The sequence below is a fragment of the Halomicrobium zhouii genome (genome assembly GCF_900114435.1).
GTDB classification, from domain to species: domain Archaea; phylum Halobacteriota; class Halobacteria; order Halobacteriales; family Haloarculaceae; genus Halomicrobium; species Halomicrobium zhouii.
Genome location: NZ_FOZK01000001.1, coordinates 454,838 through 474,089, shown reverse-complemented (window position 1 = coordinate 474,089; position 19,252 = coordinate 454,838). Strand labels below are relative to the sequence as shown.

General features: G+C 69.5%; 15 protein-coding genes. 8 read left to right on the top strand and 7 right to left on the bottom strand.

The window, feature by feature from the left end; all coding sequences use genetic code 11:
* Positions 1-4 precede the first annotated feature (4 nt).
* Entirely contained in the window at positions 5-1,864 is a 1,860-nt protein-coding gene (locus BM337_RS02275; RefSeq protein ID WP_089813501.1) for a cation:proton antiporter domain-containing protein, read from the top strand.
* Here BM337_RS02275 and BM337_RS02270 read toward each other — a convergent pair.
* A complete protein-coding gene (locus BM337_RS02270) occupies positions 1,861-2,349 on the bottom strand; it encodes a PaaI family thioesterase (protein WP_089813499.1) in 489 nt (162 codons plus the stop codon). The two genes, BM337_RS02275 and BM337_RS02270, sit on opposite strands and share 4 nt — an antisense overlap.
* A 110-nt stretch (positions 2,350-2,459) precedes the next feature.
* On the opposite strand from BM337_RS02270, the gene BM337_RS02265 reads away from it, so the two are divergent.
* Positions 2,460-3,041: an L-threonylcarbamoyladenylate synthase gene (locus BM337_RS02265; RefSeq protein ID WP_089813497.1), complete on the top strand. Its 582-nt coding sequence runs from the start codon at positions 2,460-2,462 to the stop codon at positions 3,039-3,041.
* A gap of 66 nt (positions 3,042-3,107) precedes the next feature.
* Here the strand turns inward: BM337_RS02265 and BM337_RS02260 are convergent, their stop codons facing one another.
* Both BM337_RS02260 and BM337_RS02255 read right to left on the bottom strand, forming a co-directional pair.
* A complete protein-coding gene (locus tag BM337_RS02260; RefSeq protein ID WP_089813495.1) occupies positions 3,108-3,758 on the bottom strand; it encodes a CRISPR-associated protein Cas4 in 651 nt (216 codons plus the stop codon).
* 61 nt (positions 3,759-3,819) lie between these two features.
* Positions 3,820-4,425: a conditioned medium-induced protein 4 gene (locus tag BM337_RS02255; RefSeq protein ID WP_089813493.1), complete on the bottom strand. Its 606-nt coding sequence runs from the start codon at positions 4,423-4,425 to the stop codon at positions 3,820-3,822.
* Between the two features lie 188 nt (positions 4,426-4,613).
* On the opposite strand from BM337_RS02255, the gene BM337_RS02250 reads away from it, so the two are divergent.
* Positions 4,614-6,713, top strand: coding sequence for a (Fe-S)-binding protein (locus BM337_RS02250; protein ID WP_089813491.1), 2,100 nt, complete (start codon positions 4,614-4,616; stop codon positions 6,711-6,713).
* Positions 6,714-6,988: 275 nt separating this feature from the next.
* On the opposite strand, the gene BM337_RS02245 is transcribed toward BM337_RS02250, so the two are convergent.
* Genes BM337_RS02245 through moaC form a run of 4 tightly spaced genes read right to left on the bottom strand, consistent with a single transcriptional unit; the run spans position 6,989 to position 11,134 of the window.
* A complete protein-coding gene (locus BM337_RS02245; RefSeq protein ID WP_089813489.1) occupies positions 6,989-8,878 on the bottom strand; it encodes a molybdopterin biosynthesis protein in 1,890 nt (629 codons plus the stop codon).
* Positions 8,875-10,104: a molybdopterin molybdotransferase MoeA gene (locus tag BM337_RS02240; protein WP_089813487.1), complete on the bottom strand. Its 1,230-nt coding sequence runs from the start codon at positions 10,102-10,104 to the stop codon at positions 8,875-8,877. Before BM337_RS02240 ends, BM337_RS02245 begins: the two co-directional genes overlap by 4 nt.
* Positions 10,101-10,661, bottom strand: coding sequence for a MogA/MoaB family molybdenum cofactor biosynthesis protein (locus BM337_RS02235; RefSeq protein ID WP_089813485.1), 561 nt, complete (start codon positions 10,659-10,661; stop codon positions 10,101-10,103). Before BM337_RS02235 ends, BM337_RS02240 begins: the two co-directional genes overlap by 4 nt.
* Positions 10,658-11,134, bottom strand: a complete 477-nt coding sequence (gene moaC, locus BM337_RS02230) for a cyclic pyranopterin monophosphate synthase MoaC (RefSeq protein WP_089813483.1) — start codon at positions 11,132-11,134, stop codon at positions 10,658-10,660. Before moaC ends, BM337_RS02235 begins: the two co-directional genes overlap by 4 nt.
* A 96-nt stretch (positions 11,135-11,230) precedes the next feature.
* On the opposite strand from moaC, the gene BM337_RS02225 reads away from it, so the two are divergent.
* From BM337_RS02225 to mobA, 5 genes are all read left to right on the top strand, one after another.
* On the top strand, positions 11,231-12,061 hold the full coding sequence (locus tag BM337_RS02225) for a molybdopterin synthase (protein WP_089815518.1): 831 nt from the start codon (positions 11,231-11,233) through the stop codon (positions 12,059-12,061).
* A gap of 829 nt (positions 12,062-12,890) precedes the next feature.
* On the top strand, positions 12,891-15,041 hold the full coding sequence (gene nasA, locus BM337_RS02220; protein ID WP_089813481.1) for an assimilatory nitrate reductase NasA: 2,151 nt from the start codon (positions 12,891-12,893) through the stop codon (positions 15,039-15,041).
* Positions 15,042-15,596: 555 nt separating this feature from the next.
* The gene (locus BM337_RS02215) at positions 15,597-16,904 is read left to right on the top strand and encodes an MFS transporter (protein ID WP_177227258.1); all 1,308 of its coding nucleotides are present in this window, start codon (positions 15,597-15,599) and stop codon (positions 16,902-16,904) included.
* A 397-nt stretch (positions 16,905-17,301) separates the two neighbouring features.
* Positions 17,302-18,597, top strand: coding sequence for an MFS transporter (locus BM337_RS02210; protein WP_089813477.1), 1,296 nt, complete (start codon positions 17,302-17,304; stop codon positions 18,595-18,597).
* Between the two features lies 1 nt (position 18,598).
* Positions 18,599-19,192, top strand: a complete 594-nt coding sequence (gene mobA, locus BM337_RS02205; protein WP_089813475.1) for a molybdenum cofactor guanylyltransferase — start codon at positions 18,599-18,601, stop codon at positions 19,190-19,192.
* Positions 19,193-19,252 lie beyond the last annotated feature (60 nt).

Genomic DNA, 19,252 nt, shown 5'->3' with positions numbered 1-19,252 from the left:
GAAGATGGCCGAGTCGACGCTGTTGTTGCTCGTGGCCGGGATCATCGCCATCGGGGTCGTCGCCCAGATACTGGCAGACCGGCTTCAGGTGCCCGCGATCATCTTCTACATCGTCGTGGGGCTGGTCATCGGTGAACCCGGCCTCGACCTGGTCACCCAGGAGACGTTCGGCGAGGCGCTGCCGACCATCGTCGGGTTCGCCGTCGCGATCATCGTCTTCGAGGGCGCGTTTCACCTGAAGATAGAGCGGATACGCGAGGCCCCCGCGGCGGCCATCCGGCTGGTGACGATAGGTGCCGTCATCGCGCTCGTCGGGACGGCCGCTGCCGTCAAGTTCGTCCTGGACGTTCCCTGGGACCTGTCGCTGGTCATCGGGTCGCTGCTGGTCGCGACCGGTCCCACCGTCGTCACGCCGATCCTGCGGGTCGTCCCGGTCCGGAACCGGGTCGCGGCGGCCCTGGAGACGGAGGGGATCGTCAACGACGTGTCCGCGGCGATCATGGCCGTCGTCTTCTTCAACCGCGTCAACCCGGCGGCCTCCATCGAGAGCCTGGAGCAGGCGTTCGTGACGCGCCTGGGCGTCGGCCTCCTGTTCGGCGTCATCGTCGCCGGCCTCGTCTACTACCTGCTGCGGTACGTCGACCTCTCGCCGGGTGACGCCCCGCGCAACGCCCGGTTGCTCGTCCTCGCTGGCGCACTGGTCGCCTTCGCGGCCGCCAACTACGAGGCGACGGAGGCCGGCGTCGCCGCGGCCGCGACGGCCGGGTTCCTGCTCGGCAACGCCGACATCCCCTACGAACACGACATAGAGAGTTTCAAGGGCGACGTGACGTTGCTCGTGCTCTCGTTCGTCTTCATCGCGCTCGCGTCGCTCGTCAGCATCCGCACCCTGGAGGTGGTCGGGTTCGAGGGGTTGCTGGTCGTCGGCCTCATCGCGCTGGTCGTCCGCCCGGCGCTCGTGTTGCTCTCGACGGCCGGCGACCGGTTCTCGACGGGCGAGCGCCTCTTCATGTCGTTCGTCGGCCCGCGGGGGATCATCCCCGCCTCCGTCGCGACGCTGTTCGCCGTCGAACTCAGGGCGGAGGGCCTGGAGACGCAGGCCGACGTCCTGCTGGGGACCGTCTTCCTGGCGATCTTGCTGACCGCCGTCTTCCAGGGCGGCCTCGCGCGGAAGATCGCCGAATACCTCGAAGTGATACCAATGAGAGTCATCATCGTCGGAGGCGGCAAGGTGGGCCGATCGCTCGCCGAACGCCTCGAAGACCGCGGCGAGAACGTGGTCATCGTCGAAGAGCGGGACCGAGTGGTAGAGAGAGCCCGGAACGAGGGGTACACGGTGCACCAGGGCGACGGCACCGACACCGAGGTGCTCCGGTCGTCGGGCGCCGAGAACGCCAAGACCGTCGTCGCCGCCACCGGGGACGACGACGCCAACCTGCTGGTCGCCCAGCTTGCCAAGTCGAAGTTCGACGTCGAGCGGGTCATCGCGCGGGCGAACAACCCCGACAACGTCGACGCCTTCGAGGACCTCGGGGTCCGGACTATCTCCTCGTCCATGGCGACGGCCTGGGCTATCGACAACCAGATCGAACGGCCCGCCATCGCCCACTGGATGACCGACGTCGGCCGCGTCGGCGACGTCCAGGAGGTCGAGGTGACCAACGACGACATCGTCGGCAAGCCCGTCAGCGAGGTCGGCCCGATGCTTCCGGACGCCTGCCTCATCGCACTCATCACCCGCGACGGGGAGACCGACGTCCCGACCGCCGACTTCGTCGTCGAGCGCGGGGACATGCTGACGCTGCTTGGCCGGAACGACTCGGTCCGCGAGGGGATGGCGTTCGTCAACAGCGACGCCAGCTAGCGGTCGTCGTCCATCCCGTCGTCCGCACCGCCGCCGCCGTCACCGTCGGCGACGTCGGCCTCGCTGTCAGCGTCCTCGGTCCACGGTGACTCCCCGTTCTGTCCGCCGGTCTTGTACACGCCGCGAGCCGTGGCGACGTGGTGGTCGTCCGCATCGTGCACCTCGACGTTCACGACGGCCACGCTCCCGCCGTTGCGGACGACGTCGGCCGTCGCGGTCAGGTCGGCCGTCGCCGGCGCGAGGTAGTCGATGCGCATGTCCACGGTCGGCGCGACGTCACCGGTGAGCGAGACGACGGCCGCGCCGCCGACGGTGTCGGCCAGCGAGTAGGTGACGCCGCCGTGGGCGACGCCGCCGTGCGGATTAGTGGTGTGTTCCTCCCGGAGCGGGAGTCGCCCCTCGGCGTGGCCATTGGCGGCCTCGGTCACCTCGATGCCCAGCGACTCGACGAACGGGATCTCGTTGAAGACGGCTTCGAGACTCATTGCCAGTGAGAGGAGGGTACGCGGGATAAGCCCTCCAGAACGGGAAGGAACGGGCCGCGCGTGGTGAGTGACCCGTCACGCTTTTTCCATCGCCCGACCGACCACCAGCCATGACCGAGATCGAACGCGCCGCACGAGCCGTCGAGGACGGCGACCTCGTCGTCTACCCGACGGAGACGGTGTACGGGCTGGGAGCGGACGCACTGGATCCCGACGCTGTCGAGCGGGTGTTCGCGGCGAAGGGCCGGGACCCCGACGACCCGCTCTCACTCGGCGTCCCGGACGTCGACACCGCCCTCGAGTACACCAACCCCACCGAGCGCGAGGAGCGCTTCATGCGGGCGTTCCTCCCCGGCCCCGTCACCGTCGTCGTCGAGCGGGGCGACCAGGTGCCCGACGAACTGACGGGCGGGCGCGACCGCGTCGGGATCCGGGTACCCGAGCACGAACTGGCCCGTGACCTCCTCGCCGCGGCCGGCCCACTCACCGCGACGAGCGCGAACGTCAGCGGCGAGGGGAGCGTCCGCCGGGTCGCGGACCTCGACGACGAGATTCGCGAGGCGGCGGCGGTCGTCCTCGACGGCGGCGAGACGCTCGGGGCAGAGTCCACGGTCGTCGACGTCGGTGAGGAGGAGATACTGCGGGACGGTGGGATGGTGACGGCCGTCCAGATGTGGCTCCGGAGTAACTAGGCCGGGCCCGACCGACGGGAGGGGCCGACTTATGTGCGAACGGTGAAACCCCGAGCCACCCGGGAATCACGGTTTCAGGATGCTCTTGAGCGACCGCGTTCGCGTGCCACAGGACTCCCGGTACTCGCAGGGTTCGCACTTGGCGCCGTTCGACGTCCGCGGCGGCGGGCCGTCGATGGACTCGGCGGTCCGGAGCGCGCGGCGGTAGTCGCCCGTGCGACGCGTCGTCAGTTCGATCTCGCGAACGACGCCGTAGGCCGGGTACTCGGCGTAGGCGCGGTCGACCTGCCGTTCGCGTTCCCAGGAGAGCGCCTTGGCGGCGGCGACGAGTCGGACGGACTGGGGCTCCCAGACGCCGTCTTCGGGCGGGCGACCGGCGAAGACCAGCGACGGGGCGAGCGGGTCTTCCAGCACCTTGTGGGCGACGCCGCGACAGTCCTTCCCTTCGAGGAACGCGTTCTTCAGCGGCGGGTCGGCGAGTTCGTCCCACGAATCGAGGTCGTCGCTCGCCGTTCGGAGTCGGTCGCGGAACGCGCCGGGCGAGACCTCGATGGGTGCGGCGAGCAGCGCCGCGTCGACGGCCAGCAGGTGCTCGTACTGGAAGGCCAGTGACCGGACGTCGCTGACGTCGGGTATCTCGACGTCGGCGTCGCGGCGGCGGTGGTACAGCTTCCGGGCGCAGTACGCGGCGGTCTCCAGGTCGCGGAAGGCGTGCATGGACCGCTCTGGTCCCGTCTTCACTGATAAAGGGTCGGCCGCGCCGCCGGGGTGGCCGGCGCTAAAAGCTGACGTCCGCGTCCTCTTCGAGCGAGCCGATGTCCTCGGTCGTGTCGTCGAGGCCGTTCTCGGGCATCGCGTCGGTCATCGCCGTGAGGCCGGCGTCGGCGAGGGCCTCCTCGAACTCGGCCTGGAAGCGCTGGCTGACCTGCCGGGCCTCGTTCTGGGCGGTGACGACCCGGCGGTAGTGACGGACCGCCTCGGGCGCGACGTCGAGGTCGTCGGCCAGCGTCGCGACGTCGTCTCCGGCCCGCTTGCGGAGCGGTGCGAGGTCGAACGGCGCGTCGGTGTCAGCGTCGCGGAAGAGGTGGAGATCAAGCCTGGCGTCGAAGACGTCCTCCGGTGCGACGTCCAGGTCGTCGGCGATAGTGGCGTCGTCGTCGCCGTCGTAGAACCCGCGAACGACGGCGGCGAGTCGCTCGTCGTCGAGCCCGGAGTCGAAGTCGTACCGGTCGCGCATGCGTTCGATAACTGCGGCGATGCGGTCGTCCACCCCGTCCTCGTCGGTGGTGAGCGAACCAGGCGACTCCTCCTGGGACTCCGTGACGGTCTCCTCGCCGGCGACGTCGACGAAGATGTCGCGCAGTTCCTCGGTCTTCTCGTCCATCGACCGTGAAAGGGTGGACGGACGGGTAAGTATCTGTCGGGAACGGGCCAAACGGGCGGGAATGCGGCAGATAGCTGGACAGTACGACCGCAGCCAGTGGGGCGTGAACTCTGAACACCGATTCTGTTTCCGACAGACTGCGGCGGGGCCCAGCAAGACTTAAGCGGCAGGACGATGGGTGATATCACATGACATTGCCGCTCCAGGCGGCCACGCGGCCCACCTTCTGGCAGATCAGCCCGCTCGGGAAAGCGATCTTCTACTACCTCTCGGCGGTGGCGATCCTCGTCTTCCTCGTCGGCGTCTACGGGCGATTCTCCCGGTACGCACGCGCGAGCGAGGACCCGTTCCCGCGACTCGACGACCTCCCTGCCCGGGTGGTCACGGCCGCCGGCATCGTCTTGTCGAACCAGAAGCAGTTCGACCGCGACTGGGTCGCTGGCCTGTGGCACTCCTTCGTCTTCTGGGGCTTTCTGACGCTGCTCACCGGGACCACTATCCTGGGGATCGACATGGACCTCTACCGGCCGCTGACCGGCGACTCGTTCTTCGTCGGCGACTTCTACCTCTCCTATTCATTCGTGATGGACCTGATGGGGCTGTTGTTCGTGGTGGGACTGGGAATCGCCATCTGGCGGCGCTACGGCGTCCACATGGACCGGCTCTGGGGTCGCCACACCGACAGTTCCGATCACCTGCTGGTCTGGTCGCTCTTCCTCCTGGGCGTCGGCGGCTACCTCACCGAGGGCGTCCGGATCCTCGGGACGTCGGCGACGCGGGACGTCAGCTTCGAGACGGTGAGCTTCGTCGGCTGGACCGTCGCCCGCGCGTTCGAGGGAGCGGGCGTCACGCCGGAACTCGCGACGGCGGCGTACCCCGCCGTCTGGTGGAGCCACTCGCTGCTGGCGCTGTGGTTCGTCGCCTGGGTCCCCTACGCCAAGCCGTTCCACATGCTCTCGTCGTTCGCCAACGTCCTCACCCGTGACGAGAAGGCCGGGGTGAGACTACCGGGCGTGCCCGCCGACGCCGCCCCGGAGGAGATCGGCCCCAACGAGATAGACGACTTCTCGTGGAAACAGCTGCTCGACCAGGACGCCTGCACCAAGTGCGGCCGGTGCTCGGACGCCTGCCCCGCGAAGGACGTCGGCCGGCCGCTTGACCCACGGGACGTCATCCTCGACCTGAAGCGCTACCGCGAGGAGCGCGACGCCGGGGAGGCGGGAGAGATGCCCATCATCGCCGACGGTGGCACCTCCGTCGTCGACAGCGAGACGATGGAGTCCTGCCTGGCCTGCATGGCCTGCATGGACAGCTGTCCCGTCGAGATCGAACACCTCACCAGCTTCACGGAGATGAACCGCCGCCTGACGGAGTCGGGCCAGATGGACGAACACGCCCAGGACGCCATGATGAACGTCTTCCAGCACGGGAATAGCTTCGGCGACCCCGAGCGCAAACGTCCGGACTGGACCGACGAACTGGACTTCGACGTCCCCGACGCCCGCGAGGAGGCCGTCAAATTCCTCTGGTACGTCGGCGACTACCCCAGCTACGACGGCCGGAACCAGGAGATAGCGAAAGCGCTCGCCCGCGTCTTCGAGGCTGCAGACGTCTCCTACGGCATCCTCTACGAGGACGAACAGAACGCCGGCAACGACGTCCGCCGCGTCGGCGAGGAGGGCCTCTACGAGATGCTCGTCGAGGACAACGCCGCCGCCATCCAGGACTGCGAGTTCGACCGCATCGTCACCACCGACCCCCACGCCTACAACACGTTCATGAACGAGTACCCCGAGTTCGAGGCCTGCGAGTGGGGCGAGGACGACGTCTTCCACTACACCCAGGTCGTGGCGGACCTGGTGGAGACCGGTGCGCTCGACGTGCCGACGACTCTGGACTACACCGTCACCTTCCACGACCCCTGCCACCTGGGCCGCTACAACGGCGAGTTCGAGGCGCCCCGGGAGCTCGTGGACGCGACGGGGTGTGAGCGGGTGGAGATGCCCCGCAACCGGAAAGATTCGTTCTGTTGCGGGGGTGGCGGCGGCGGTCTCTGGATCGAAGTCGAGGAGGAGCGCAAGCCGAGTGAAGAGCGGTTGCGGGAGGCGGTGGAGGATACGAAGGCCGGAAGCGGGGTCGAGAAGTTCGTCGTCGCCTGCCCGATGTGTACCACGATGTTCGAGGACGGCCGCAAGACCGGCGGCTTCGAGGACGAACTGGAGATCGTGGGCGTGACCGAGTTGCTCGCAGAAGCCCTGAACGATGGTGAAGTCGCCGCGTCTGCGTGATCCCGGTCTGCCAGCCCGCAAACCAGGAACGGATCTGCAAACGACAAAGGAAAGCCCTCGGAGCGCTCGACTCGTGCGACCCCGCTGCGCCCTTCACTTCGTTCCAGTGCTTGCGGGGTCGGACTTCGCCGACCGCACCTCGCCCTTTCATTCCTCCAGGACAACACGGCAGCCCTGCCCTTCCCCTGGTCGCGCGATAAAACGCGCTCCCGGCCAGACTGCGTTCGGCTGGAGACAGTCATGGCGCCGGACGGAGAGCAGCGTTCGCAGACTCGCTACCCGTCCCAGGAGACGCCGGGAACGTCCCCGACCGTCGCCGGCGCGTCGGCCAGCGCCGCCCGGAGGTCGGCCACACCGGGCTTGTCGACCCGGTCCGGGTTGACCCGGACTTCCACGGACTGGTGACCGAGTGAGACGAACCCCATATCCAGTTCCTCGGCCGTCGCCCGGAGTGCGAGGCCTGCGTCCGCGTCGCCCGCGGCGACCCGGCGTGCGGGACCCTCGTGGCCGGGCGCCGTCCGTTGCGCGCCGTCGATGGCGTTCACGAGTTCACCGCGCGTCGCGTCCCGTTCGGCGGCCAGGTCGTCGAGCGCCGCGTCGAACGCGTCGCGCAGCCCGGACCGGCCCTGGTTGACGAACCGCCAGTCGCCGTCGACGAGGGCGGCCAGGCCGTCGATTCCCGCGGCCGCCGCCGTGTCGGGTGCGACGACGATTCCCCACTCGCGCGTCCAGCCGCCGAGTGGCGTGCCGGCAGCGCCCTCGTCGTCCCCCGTCACGACGGCGACGTCGGGGACGCCATCGGCGAGTCGGCGGTCGCCCTCGGCCGACCCGACGGCGAGGAAGCGCGTCCGGGGAACGCCGTCGAGCAGGTCCCAGAGAGCCGGGTCGGCCTCGCCGACGCCGAACAGGCGCGGCGGGCGGACGTCGGTGCCGAACAGGGCGACGGTGACGGCCGTACCCGCCTCCAGCAGCGACGTCTCGGCGGCCATCTCCACGATGCCGTCGGCGTTCGTCAGCGTCGTCGTCGCGCCGCTGCCCTTGTCGACCGGGTAGGCGAGCGTCCCGCCCGCGCCGTCGGTGACCAGCCCGACGGGGAGGAGTCGGTGGCGCCCCTCGTCGTAGTGGACGTCCTCGCTGAGTTCGGCCCGGCGCTCGGGTCGCTCCAGCGGCGGGCGCCCGGCCGCCTCGCGGATGGCGGGCGCCACGAGCGTCCGGAACACCGACAGCGCCGACACCGGGTAGCCCGGGAGGCCGACGAACGGCGCCCCGTCAAGGCGGGCGACCAGCGTCGGCTTGCCGGGCTTGATGGCGACGCCGTGGTGCAGTTGCTCGCCGCCGTCCGCGATGACCTCGGAGAGGACGTCCACCGCGCCGGCGCTGGTGGCGCCGGAGGTCGTCACGAGGTCGCAGTCGGCGGCGGCCTCCCGCAGGACCCGTTTCATTTCGGCGGTGTCGTCGCCAACGGTGGGGTACACCGCCGGTTCGCCGCCGGCGTCGCGGACCGCGGCGGCGATGGACTGCCCGTTGACGTCGTATATCTCGCCGCGTTCGGGGTGGAGGTCGTCGCCGAGGGAAACCAGTTCGTCGCCCGTCGAGACGACGGCGACGCGGGGTCGGTCCCGGACCGCGACGGTCTCGCGACCTAGCGCGGCCAGCAGGCCGATCTCCCGGTTCGTCACGACGGTTCCAGGCCCGAGCGCCCGCTCGCCCGGCGCGACGTCGTCGCCGGCCGGCATGACGTGATCGCCAGGGGTGACGGTAGTCCTGATCGCGACGTCCGACTCCCGGCGGCTGGTCCGCTCGACCATCACGACCGCGTCCGCGCCGGCCGGCATCACGGCCCCGGTCGACACCTCGACGGCGGTCATCGGGTCGACGTCGGCGTCCGGTTCCTCGCCGGCGTGGACCTCGTCGACGATCTCGAGGACCGTCGGCGCGGCCTCGCTGGCGCCGACGGTGTCGGTCGCCCGGACGGCGTAGCCGTCCATGCTCGCCCGGTCGAACCCCGGTACGGCCAGGTCCGCGTCGACCCGTTCGGCGAGGACGAGCCCCTGCGCCTCGGCGAGCGGGACGGTCTCGGTGTCGCCGCCCAGGTCGAATTGGGCGATAGTCTCGCGGACCGCGTCGGGGTCGGCCAGCGTCAGGAACTCGGTGCGGTCGCTCATTGCTCGGCCCTCCAGTTCTCGACGGCGACGGTGTGGCCCTCCGGGAACCCCTCCGTCTCCTCGGGGACGACGACCCAGCCGTCCGCCTCGGTGACACTGGAGAGGACGCCCGACCCCCGGGCGCGAATCGGCGTCGCCACGCCGTCGTCGAGGGCGACGCGGGCGTACGTCCTGGTGCCGACGGGGCTGGCGAGTTTGCGGGAGAGCGTCGCCTCGGTGGTCGGCAGATCGGCGAGAGGACGGTTGGCCAGCCGACTGACGGCGGGCCGGACCAGCGCCGTCGCGGCGACCAGACAGCCGACGGGGTAGCCCGGCAGCATGACGACCGGCGTCTCCCCGGCGGTGCCGAAACCGACTGGGTGGCCCGGCTGGAGTGCGACGCCGTGGCCCTCGACGGAGCCGATGGACTCGACCGCACCGGGCACCCGGTCGCGCTCGCCTGCGGAGGTGCCGCCGAGGGTGAGGATCAGGTCCGCGTCGCGCTCCTCGCTCGCCTCGCGCAGGGCCGCCCGGAGCGCCTCGCTGTCGTCGGTGACGGGCTCGAATCGCTCGGTGTCGCCGCCCCAGCGCTCGACGTACCGGCCGACGGTCAGGCTATTCGACTCGACGACCTCACCCGGGTCGGGGTCGGCGCTCACGAGTTCCTCGCCGGTCGGGATGAGGACGACCCTGGGCCGTCGAAAGACGTCGACGGCGTCGAGACCGACCACCTGGAGGAGTCCGAGGTCGGCCGGTGCGAGCCGATGGCCGACGTCGAAGAGTCGCGCGCCGGCTTCGACGTCCTCGCCCTCGGCCCCCACGTTCTCGCCGGGCGCGACCGCCTCGAAGACGAGCACTTCGCCGTCGACCAGCTCGGTCCGTTCGACCATCACGACTGCGTCGGCGCCGGCCGGCATCGCCTCACCGGTGTCGACAGAGACCGCCTGCCCTGGGCCGCCGGCCTCGTCGCCCTCGTTGTCGCCCTCCTCGTCATCGCACTCGGCGAGTGCGAGCCTGACGGGCGCGCGCTCGCCGGCGTCGACGACGTCCGTCGCTCGCACGGCGAAGCCGTCCATCGCGGCGCGGTCGTAGTGCGGGACGGCTCGCGGGGCGTCGATGTCGGTCGCGATGATCCGGTCGTCGGCTTCGGCGACGGGGAGGGATTCGGTCTCCTCGACGGGCGTGATCAGGTCGAGGAGCGCCGCCCGCGCGTCGTCGACCGCCGTCCGCTCGCCGACGGCCGTCATCGTCGGGCCAGCCCCAGGACGTGGTCGATTTCGGGCAACAGTACTTTCTCGACGCCGAGTTCGACGGCGTCGGGGTTCCCCGGGAAGGCGTAGACGGCCGTCCCGTCGGCGACCCCCGCGGTCGCTCGCGAGAGCATCGCCATCGTCCCGACCTGCTCGTGGCTCAGCCGCCGGAAGTACTCGCCGACGCCGGGGAGTTCCTTCTCCAGCAGCGGGCGGAGAGCCTCCACCGTCACGTCGTCGGGCGTCAGCCCCGTCCCGCCGCTGGTGACGACGACGTCGACGTCGCCGAGGAGCGAGTCGATGGTTTCGGCGATCTCGTCCTCGTCGTCCGTGACGATTTCCTGTACTGTGACCTCGTGGCCGGCGCTCTCGATGGCTTCGCGGGCCACCGCCCCGCTCCGGTCGTCGCTCGCCGAGCGCGAGGTCGAGATCGTGAGGACGGCGAACGACCAGGTCTCGTCGGCCCCGTGGTGATGGTGGTCGTGGTGGTTGTGGTCGTGGTGGTCGTCGTGACCGTTGTCTCCGTGATTGCCACGGTCGTGGTGGTCGCTCACGACAGCGCCTCCTTGTGTTTCTCGACGACGCGGACGTCCTCGATGCGGGCCGCGGGGTACTCGCCATCGTCGTCCTTCTCGGCGGATTTCACCATGTCGAAGACGGTGAGCAGCGCTCTGGTGACGCCATTGAGCGCCTCCATCTCGACGCCGGTCTGGCCCGTCGAGGACACCTCCACGGTGCTCTCGACGGCCGCCTCGCCGACGTCGAACTCGACGGTGACGCCGTCGATGGGGATCTGGTGACACAGCGGAATATCGTCCCAGGTACGCTTGACAGCCTGGATGGCCGCGACGCGGGCGGTGGCCAGGACGTTCCCCTTGGCCACCTCACCGGCCTCGATGATCGCCGCCGTCTCGGGCCGGACGGCGATGCGGCCCGTCGCCACCGCGCGGCGGTCGACGGTCGCCTTGTCGCCCACGTCGACCATCTGCACGCGTTCGTCGTCGTCGACGTGACTGAACTCGTCCATACCCTATGGTCCGGGGCGAGCCACTAACCCCTTTCCACGCGAACGACGTTTGCGCCGGTGAGAAACTATACGTACGTCCGGGTCCCGTTCGAAAACGTGTACGTCCTGGGAATCGCCGGTCCCTCCGACGCGGGCAAGACCACGCTCGTCGAGCGCCTGGCGGAGCGCCTCTCGGAGCGCGGGTCCGTCGCGACGGTCAAGCACCTCACCCACTCGCCCGACGTCGACACGGATGGCAAAGACACCGCCCGCCACCGCGCCGCGGGCGCGCAGGCCACCTACGGCATTACCGACGACGAGGGCTGGTTCGCCACGGGCGCCGATCGGACCCTCGTGGACGCGCTGGACGAGCTAGCGCCCGACTACGACTACGCGCTCGTCGAGGGGTTCTCCGATGCCGCGATCCCGACCGTCGCGCTGGGGGGTCGGGACCACGAGGGAGCGCGGGTTACCGCGGCGCCGACCGCCGACGACCTGGCCCTCGATTCGGTGGTCGACGCGCTGCACGAACGAGAGCCCTACGAGACGCTGGGCTCGCTCGCCGCGCGGGTGAAACGATCCGCCCGGCAGGATCGGGCCGGCGCCATCGCCACCTTCACCGGGCGCGTGCGCGAGCGAGACGGCCCCGACGACGACCCGACCGAACACCTGGCCTTCGAGAAGTACGACGGCGTCGCCGAGGAGCGACTGGCGGCGATCCGGAGCGACCTGCTCGACCGCGACGGAATCTTCGAGGTCGCACTCCACCACAAGACGGGCGTCGTCGAGGCCAGCGAGGACATCGTCTTCGTCGTGATCCTGGCCGGCCACCGGGCCGAGGCCTTCGAAGCCGTGGAGGACGGGATAAATCGCCTGAAAGACGAGGTCCCCCTGTTCAAGAAGGAAGTGACCGTCTCCGACGAGTTCTGGGCCCACGAGTCGGAGTAACTGCGGCTGGCAACCCCGTCTCTTGATCTGACTTCGTCATCGGCACCGCAAACAACTCGAAAGCCCCGACCGCCTCAACTCTAGGGACTACCGCTAGCTCGGAATACTTCACCACAAACAGCCAGAAAGCCCTCGGCGCGCTCGGCTCGGGGGACTCGTTGCGCGCGCTCGCGTTGCTCGCGTGCTTACGTCGTCCGCCGTCGCCGACCGCACCTCGCCCTTTCATTCCTCCCAGGACCACAGGCAGCCCCGCGCTCCCGGCCGAGCGGTTGCGTTGAGCCGAGCACCGCGAGGCGATGCTCGTCAGAACGGAGTTCTGACGGTGGAGCGGTCAGGACGCGTGTCGCTCGCCGGACGGCGAGCGACCGGGGAGGTTTGGTGGAGCCATTCGCGAGCGCCTTCATGGCGCGAGCTATGCGATCCCTGGTGGACTGAAAGGGCGAGACGGGGTCGGGGAAGCACGCCGACGCAAGTACCGGAGCGAACGGAAGTGAGCGAGGAACGCAGCGAGGCGCGCGACTCGAGCGCGCCGAGGGCTTTCGACGTGTTTGCGGTAATGCTGTCGACTCCTCGCACGCAATCCTGTAATATTCCACCCACGCCGATCCTCCCATCAGAACCTAAAACACCAACAGTCGGTCCAGAGACCACCGAGTCGAAGGTGATCACATAGACACCCGAACACGTTTCTAGTGTACGATTATGAACGAATACTGTTTTGAAGGTTGAATACGAGGGGGTAAACAAGAGATATTCCCATGGGATTCGAACAAATGCGGCCGAAATATGGGCAAACGTTCGGCAATATTTTCCAGCAGCGGGGTGAGCCATGAGCGACTGGGTGCCGACGACGTGCATGCGGTGTGCCGTCGGCTGTGGCCACCTCCAGCAGGGCGTCGACATCGGCTACGGCGTCGACGTGGTCCGGGGTGACGCGGCCCACCCGGTCAACCAGGGACTTGCGTGCCAGCGCGGCGTCAGGGAGAGTCAGGACCCCGACGGCGAGTGGCTCACGCAGCCCCTCGTTCGCCGCGACGGGGAACTGGTTCCGACGACGTGGGACCTCGCGCTGGCCGAGGTGGTCGGTCACTTCGAGGACACCCTCGACGCTGGCGACGACGTGGCGGTTCTCGGGAGCGGCCAGCAGACCAACGAGGCGGCCTACGCGCTGGGCAAACTCGCCCGCGGCGGGTTCGGGACGCGGTACTACGACGCCAACACCACCCTCTGCATGGCCAGCGCGGTGACGGCCTACTACCAGGCGTTCGGGAGCGACGCGCCGCCGTGTACCTACGACGACATCCCTGAGGCCGAGAGCCACGTCGTCTGGGGGGCGAATCCGGCCGTCGCCCACCCGGTGATGTTTCGGTGGATCCGTCAGGCCGCAAGCGAAGAGGGCTCCGAGATGCTCGTCGTCGACCCCGTCGCCACCCAGACCGCCGAGCACGCCGACGGCCACGTCGCACCCGAACCTGGCAAAGACCTCGCGCTCGCCCGCGCCGTGCTGGCGCGCCTCGTCGAGACCGACCGCGTCGACGAGGCGTTCGTCGAGGAGGCCACCGAGGGGTTCGACGAGTTGCTGGCGACGCTACCAGAGCCCGAGGCGGCGGCCGAGGAAGCGGGCGTCGAGATGGCCGACGTCGACAGACTGGCCGACGCCTTCGACCGGAAAGCCCTCTGTTACTGGGGCATGGGCGTCAACCAGCACGTCCAGGGCACGGAGCTCTCCCGCGCGCTCGTCGACCTCACGCTGGCGACGGGGAACCTCCGGCCCGGCGGCGGCCCGTTCTCGCTGACCGGCCAGGCCAACTCCATGGGGACGCGCGTCTGCTCCTCGAAGGGGAGCTGGCCGGGCCAGCGGCCCTTCGCGGACCCGAACGAGCGCGCGTTCGTCGCCGACGCCTGGGACGTCCCCGTCGAGCGGCTGCCAGACGACCCCGGGCCGGGGCCGGTCGGCGTCGTGGAGGCCGTCGACGACGAGGTGGAGGCGGTCTGGACCGTCGCCACCAATCCGGTCGCCGGGATGCCCGACGCGGGCCCGGCCAGAGAGCGGCTCGAAGACGTCTTCGTCGTCGCCCAGGACGCCTTCCGCTCCGAGACCACGGAACTGGCCGACGTCGTCCTGCCGGCGGCGACCTGGGGCGAGTCCTCGGGGACGACGATGAACATGGAGCGCACCGTCTCGCGCGTGCGCCCGGCGACGGCGGTTCCAAGCGGCGTCCGGAGCGACCTGGAGATCATCGCGACCATCGGCGCGCGCCTCTTCCCTGACCTGTTCCCCGAGAAGTCGCCCGACCCCGAGACCGTCTTCGACGAGTTCCGCGAACTCACCGCGGGGACGAAGGCCGACTGCTCGGGGATCGGCTACGACCGCCTCGACGACGAGAAGGCCGTCCGCTGGCCCGCGCCCGATGCCGACTCGCAGGGCGGCTACCGCTACTACGAGGGCGGTGCTGGTGACGCGGAGGACGGTGCCGACGATGCAGACGACGGCGGCGCCGACGCGGACGACGACGGCACCGAGTCCTGGACGTTTCCCACGGCGTCGGGCAAGGCGCAGTTCTCCACCGGAACCCAGGGGGGCCTCCCGGAACCCGTCGACGACGAGTACTCGCTCACGCTGACGACGGCACGGGAGTCCGATGGGTACAACACCGGGATCCGGTCGCGGTCCGTCGACGACCCCGGCCTGGTAGTCGCGCGGATCAACCCCGAGACGGTCGCCGGCAGCGACGCGGTCGAGGACGACCGGACCGTCGTCGAGTCCCGCCGCGCCGCGGTCCCGGCGACCGTCGAACCGGACCCGGCCGTCCCGGAGGGGATGGTCTGGCTGCCCATCCACCACCCGTCGACGAACCGGCTCACCGTCGACGCGCTGGACCCCCAGTCGAAGGAACCGAACTTCAAGCAGTGCGCCGTCCGCCTGGTCGCGCCTGCCCAGCGCGACGCCGCGAGCCTGTCGGTCCCCGCCGACGACTGATAGTGGTGGTTGTAACTTTTTACCGGCGTTCGCCGGTACCGTCCACGTCGAACGCCGGTAAGGGCTTACAACCACCACTATGAAGGCGGGTAGCGCACCGGGCGCTCCACGCGGGCGCCGCTGGCGCGCTCGCACTACTCCGCCAGTCGTCGGCCTCGTCGGTTCTCGCGCCGGTCGATCGCCCCGTAGCGACGGCATCGTCGTGCGGTCGGCCCCCGTTACGCCGACAGGGCCGCGTCGAGACGGGGCCTGCTGAACCGTGCGAACGGGCAGCAGAACCGGATCGATCGTGATAATATGCATATTACTTCGTTTAATTGTGGCCGGCCGTCCACCGTAGTGCCCATAATTCGAACGATCGGTGTGGCCAGCGTTAATAGGGTCGCAATCTACCAACTATCCGTACATGAAGTCGCCAAACATTACGGGAGGTGGCGGAAAACGATACAAATGGCCAGATTTCCCCGATAACGATCGTGGAGGATCGACGGGGCGTGGCGTGAGCGACCGGGCGGGCAGTCCGGTGGAGGTGGGAGACCGATGGGACTGATCCGGATGACGAAGTGGCGGACGCTCGTGCTCGCCACCGTCGGGTTCAACTTCTCGTTCCTGATCTGGTTCTCCTTCGCCCCCTTCACCGGGCCGATGGCCGAGGAGTTCGGCCTCTCGCTGGCCGAGATCGGGATCCTGGCGAGTTCGGCCATCTGGCTCGCGCCGTTCGGCCGGATCCTGACGGGCTGGCTCTCGGACAAGTTCGGGGCGCCGGCGGTGTTCGCCATCGTGCTGGGCTACGTCGGCGTGTTCTCCATCGCGAGCGCCTTCGCCGAGAGCTACGGCGTGTTCTTCGTCACTCGCCTCATCGTCGCGACGGCGGGCATCACCTTCGTCATCGGCATCCAGCACGTCTCCGAGTGGTTCGAGGAGGGCCAGCTCGGCACCGCGGAGGGCATCTACGCCGGCATCGGGAACGCCGGGGCCGCCGGTGGGGCGCTCGTCCTCCCGCGCGTGTTCGGGCCGGACTGGTCCGGCCCCGTCTTCCAGACGAACTGGCGCGCGGCGTTCTTCTGGACCGGCCTCGTCTCCATCGGCCTCGCCATCGCCTACTACGCGCTCGGCGAGGCAGCGAAATCCGAAGAGAAGCGGGAAGCGACCGCCCAGAGTGCCACCTTCAAGCAGTGGGTCCACACGGCGACCCGCTACGGGACCGTCGTGCTCGCGCTGGCGTACGTGATGACGTTCGGCCTGGAGCTGTCGATGAACGGCTGGCTCGCGACGTACTACAGGGAGGGGTTCGCCACGGACAACCTCGTGCTGGCCTCGACGTTCGCCGCGACGTTCTCCGTCGCGGCGGGCCTCCTTCGACCGATCGGCGGCTACGTCAGCGACCTGCTCGCGCGCAAGGAGAAGGACATCCTCCCGTGGTTCACGGGGCGCTACCGCGAACAGTGGACGTTCCTGACCCTGTGTTTCGTCGTCGTCGCGATGGTCGGGATGACGTTCGCGGGCCTCAGCGGCGAGGTGCTCGTCGCGGTCGGCGCGGGCTTCCTCGTCGGGACAGGCTGTGCCTTCGCGGAGGGCGCCATCTTCGCGCAGGTCCCGGCGATGTTCCCGGACAGCTCCGGGTCCGTCGCGGGCATCGTCGGCGGCATCGGCACGGTGGGCGGCATCGTCTACCCGCTCGTCTACTCGTCGACGCTGCTCCCGAACCTCCACGTCGGCTACGCCATCGTGGGCGCCTCGATGATCCCCATCGTCCTGCTGAACGCGTGGGTCTACCGACCCCACATCGCCCGGCGGGCGACCACCGACGGCTGGCTGGTGGGTTCGTCGGGCACCGAGTCGACGACCCCGGGCGGGGACTGAGGGCGGGCCAGGCCGTCGTTTCACGGCTGCTCCGGGGGAACCTGGCGCGCACCGGTGGCGGTCGCGTCGCCGGGTGGGGCCGCCTTCGAGCGACGGTTTCCGCCCGGTCGTGTGGATACCCGGGCAGTTTCTCCACGCTTTACAACCTTAAACAGAGGGAACACATCCTCATATCGACCGTCCGTCCAGCCGGGCCAGAGATAGGTTGACGAACGTGTTGCACACCATTTAGTCCGCGTGGATACTTCGTATCTCGTAGTGAATACTGCGTGCGTGTAACGGAATTACCGACTTCAGTGGACGGTTGCACGGATCGAGTCTGTCGCGGCCGGTTCCCGCCCGGCTCGCGGCCGAGCGCGGGTCGCTGCCCTCGCCCGGACCGAACCGGGGTGAGTCGATGGGACTGATCCGGATGACCCGGTGGCGGACGCTGGCGCTGGCCACCGCCGGGTTCAACTTCTCCGTGATCGTCTGGTTCTCCTTCGCCCCGTTTACGGGCCCCATCGGGGACGACTTCGGGCTGTCGCTGGCCGACGTGGCCGTGCTGGCCAGTGCCGCAATCTGGATCTCGCCGCCGGGACGGGCCGTCGCCGGCTGGCTCGCCGACCGGTTCGGCGCGTCGAACGTGTTCGGAGCAGTCCTGGCTGTCGTCGGGGTCAGTTCCGTCGCCAGCGCCTACGCGACCGACTACGTGGTGTTCTTCGCCGCGCGCCTCGCGGTGGCGACGGCGGGGCTCACCTTCGTCGTCGGCGTCCAGCACGTCGCACAGTGGTTCCCCGACGAGCAACTGGGGCTCGCCCAGGGCCTCTACGCCGGACTGGGGAACACAGGGGCGGCCGTGGGCGCGCTGGCCCTCCCGCGGCTGTTCGGGACCGACTGGCGGTCGGCGTTCGTCGTCACCGGCGTCGGCGCGCTGGCGATGGGAGCGCTGTACCTCCTCCTGGGGACCGACGCGCCCAGCGAGTCCACCGCGGCGGAGAACGCCGAGAACGCGACGCTGTCGTCGTGGCTCCACATCGCGACGCGCTACGGCGTCGTCGCGCTGGCGCTCGGCTACGCCCTGAGCTTCGGGCTCGAGATCTCGATGAACAGCTGGCTCCCGACGTACTTCCGCGAAGGGTTCGGGACCGACCTGGTCGTCGCCTCGACGTTTGCGGCGGCGTTCCCGCTGGCCTCGGGCCTGCTGCGCCCGATCAGCGGCTACGTCTCGGATCGGCTCGCGCGGGGCGAGACGAACGTCCTCCCGTGGTTCACGGGGCGCTACCGGGAGCAGTGGACGCTGATCTGCGTGTCGACGGTGGTCGCCGCGATGGTCCTCCTCACCGCCGTGGGCCTGACGGGGAACGTCCTCCCGACCGTCGCCGCGGTCGGGCTGGTCGGCCTCTGCTGCGGGTTCACCAACGGCGCCATCTTCGCGCAGGTGCCCGCGATGTTCCCCGACAGGTCGGGGGCGGCGGCGGGCATCGTCGGCGGCGTCGGCACCGTCGGCGGCATCGCCTTCCCCGTCGCCTTCGCCTCGGTCGCGGACGTCTGGACCATCCACGGGGGGTACGCCGTCGTCGCGGTGGTCGTGGTCCCCATCGTGGCCCTGAACGCCTGGGTCGCCCGCCCGGAGATCGCTGCCCGGGCCAACGTCGACGGCTTCGTCTCGGTCGAGTCGGAGGGGCCGCAGGTCGAACCCGGAGGCGACTGAGATGCGCTCGGGACTCGTCCTCGCCGGCGGTCGCTCGACGCGCTTCGGCGAGGCCGACAAATCCTTCGCCGAGGTGGACGGACGGCCGATGATCCGTCGCGTCGCCGACCGTCTGGGAGCGGTGACCGACGAACTCGTCGTGAACTGTCGGGACGACCAGCGGACTGCCGTCGCCGACGCGCTGGAGGGGATCCCCTACCGGGTGGCCGTCGACCCCGTGCCGGACGAGGGGCCGGTCGCCGGCATGCGGACCGGACTGCGGGTCGCGAGCGGGAACGCCGTCGCCGTCGTCGCCTGCGACATGCCGCTCGCCGACCCCGCGCTGTTCGAGCGCCTGTTCGCGGCCGTGGACTCGGCGGCCGTGCCGCGGGCAGACGACCGCCTCCACCCGCTCCACGCGGTCTACGATCGCCACGCCGGCCGCGTCGCCTGTGACCGTACGCTCGCGGCGGGGTCCCGGCGGCTGTACGACGTTCTCGCGCGCGTGGACCCCGTCGTCGTCGACGCCGACGACGTCACCAGGTACCGATCGCCCTTTACGAACGTCAACTCGCGCACCGATCTGGCGGCCGTCACTGGACGGATCGAAAATTGAGGGGCAGTATAAGGCGTTCTAGGTCCTTGTACTTCGACCGTTCGTCCGGATCCAGGCCGT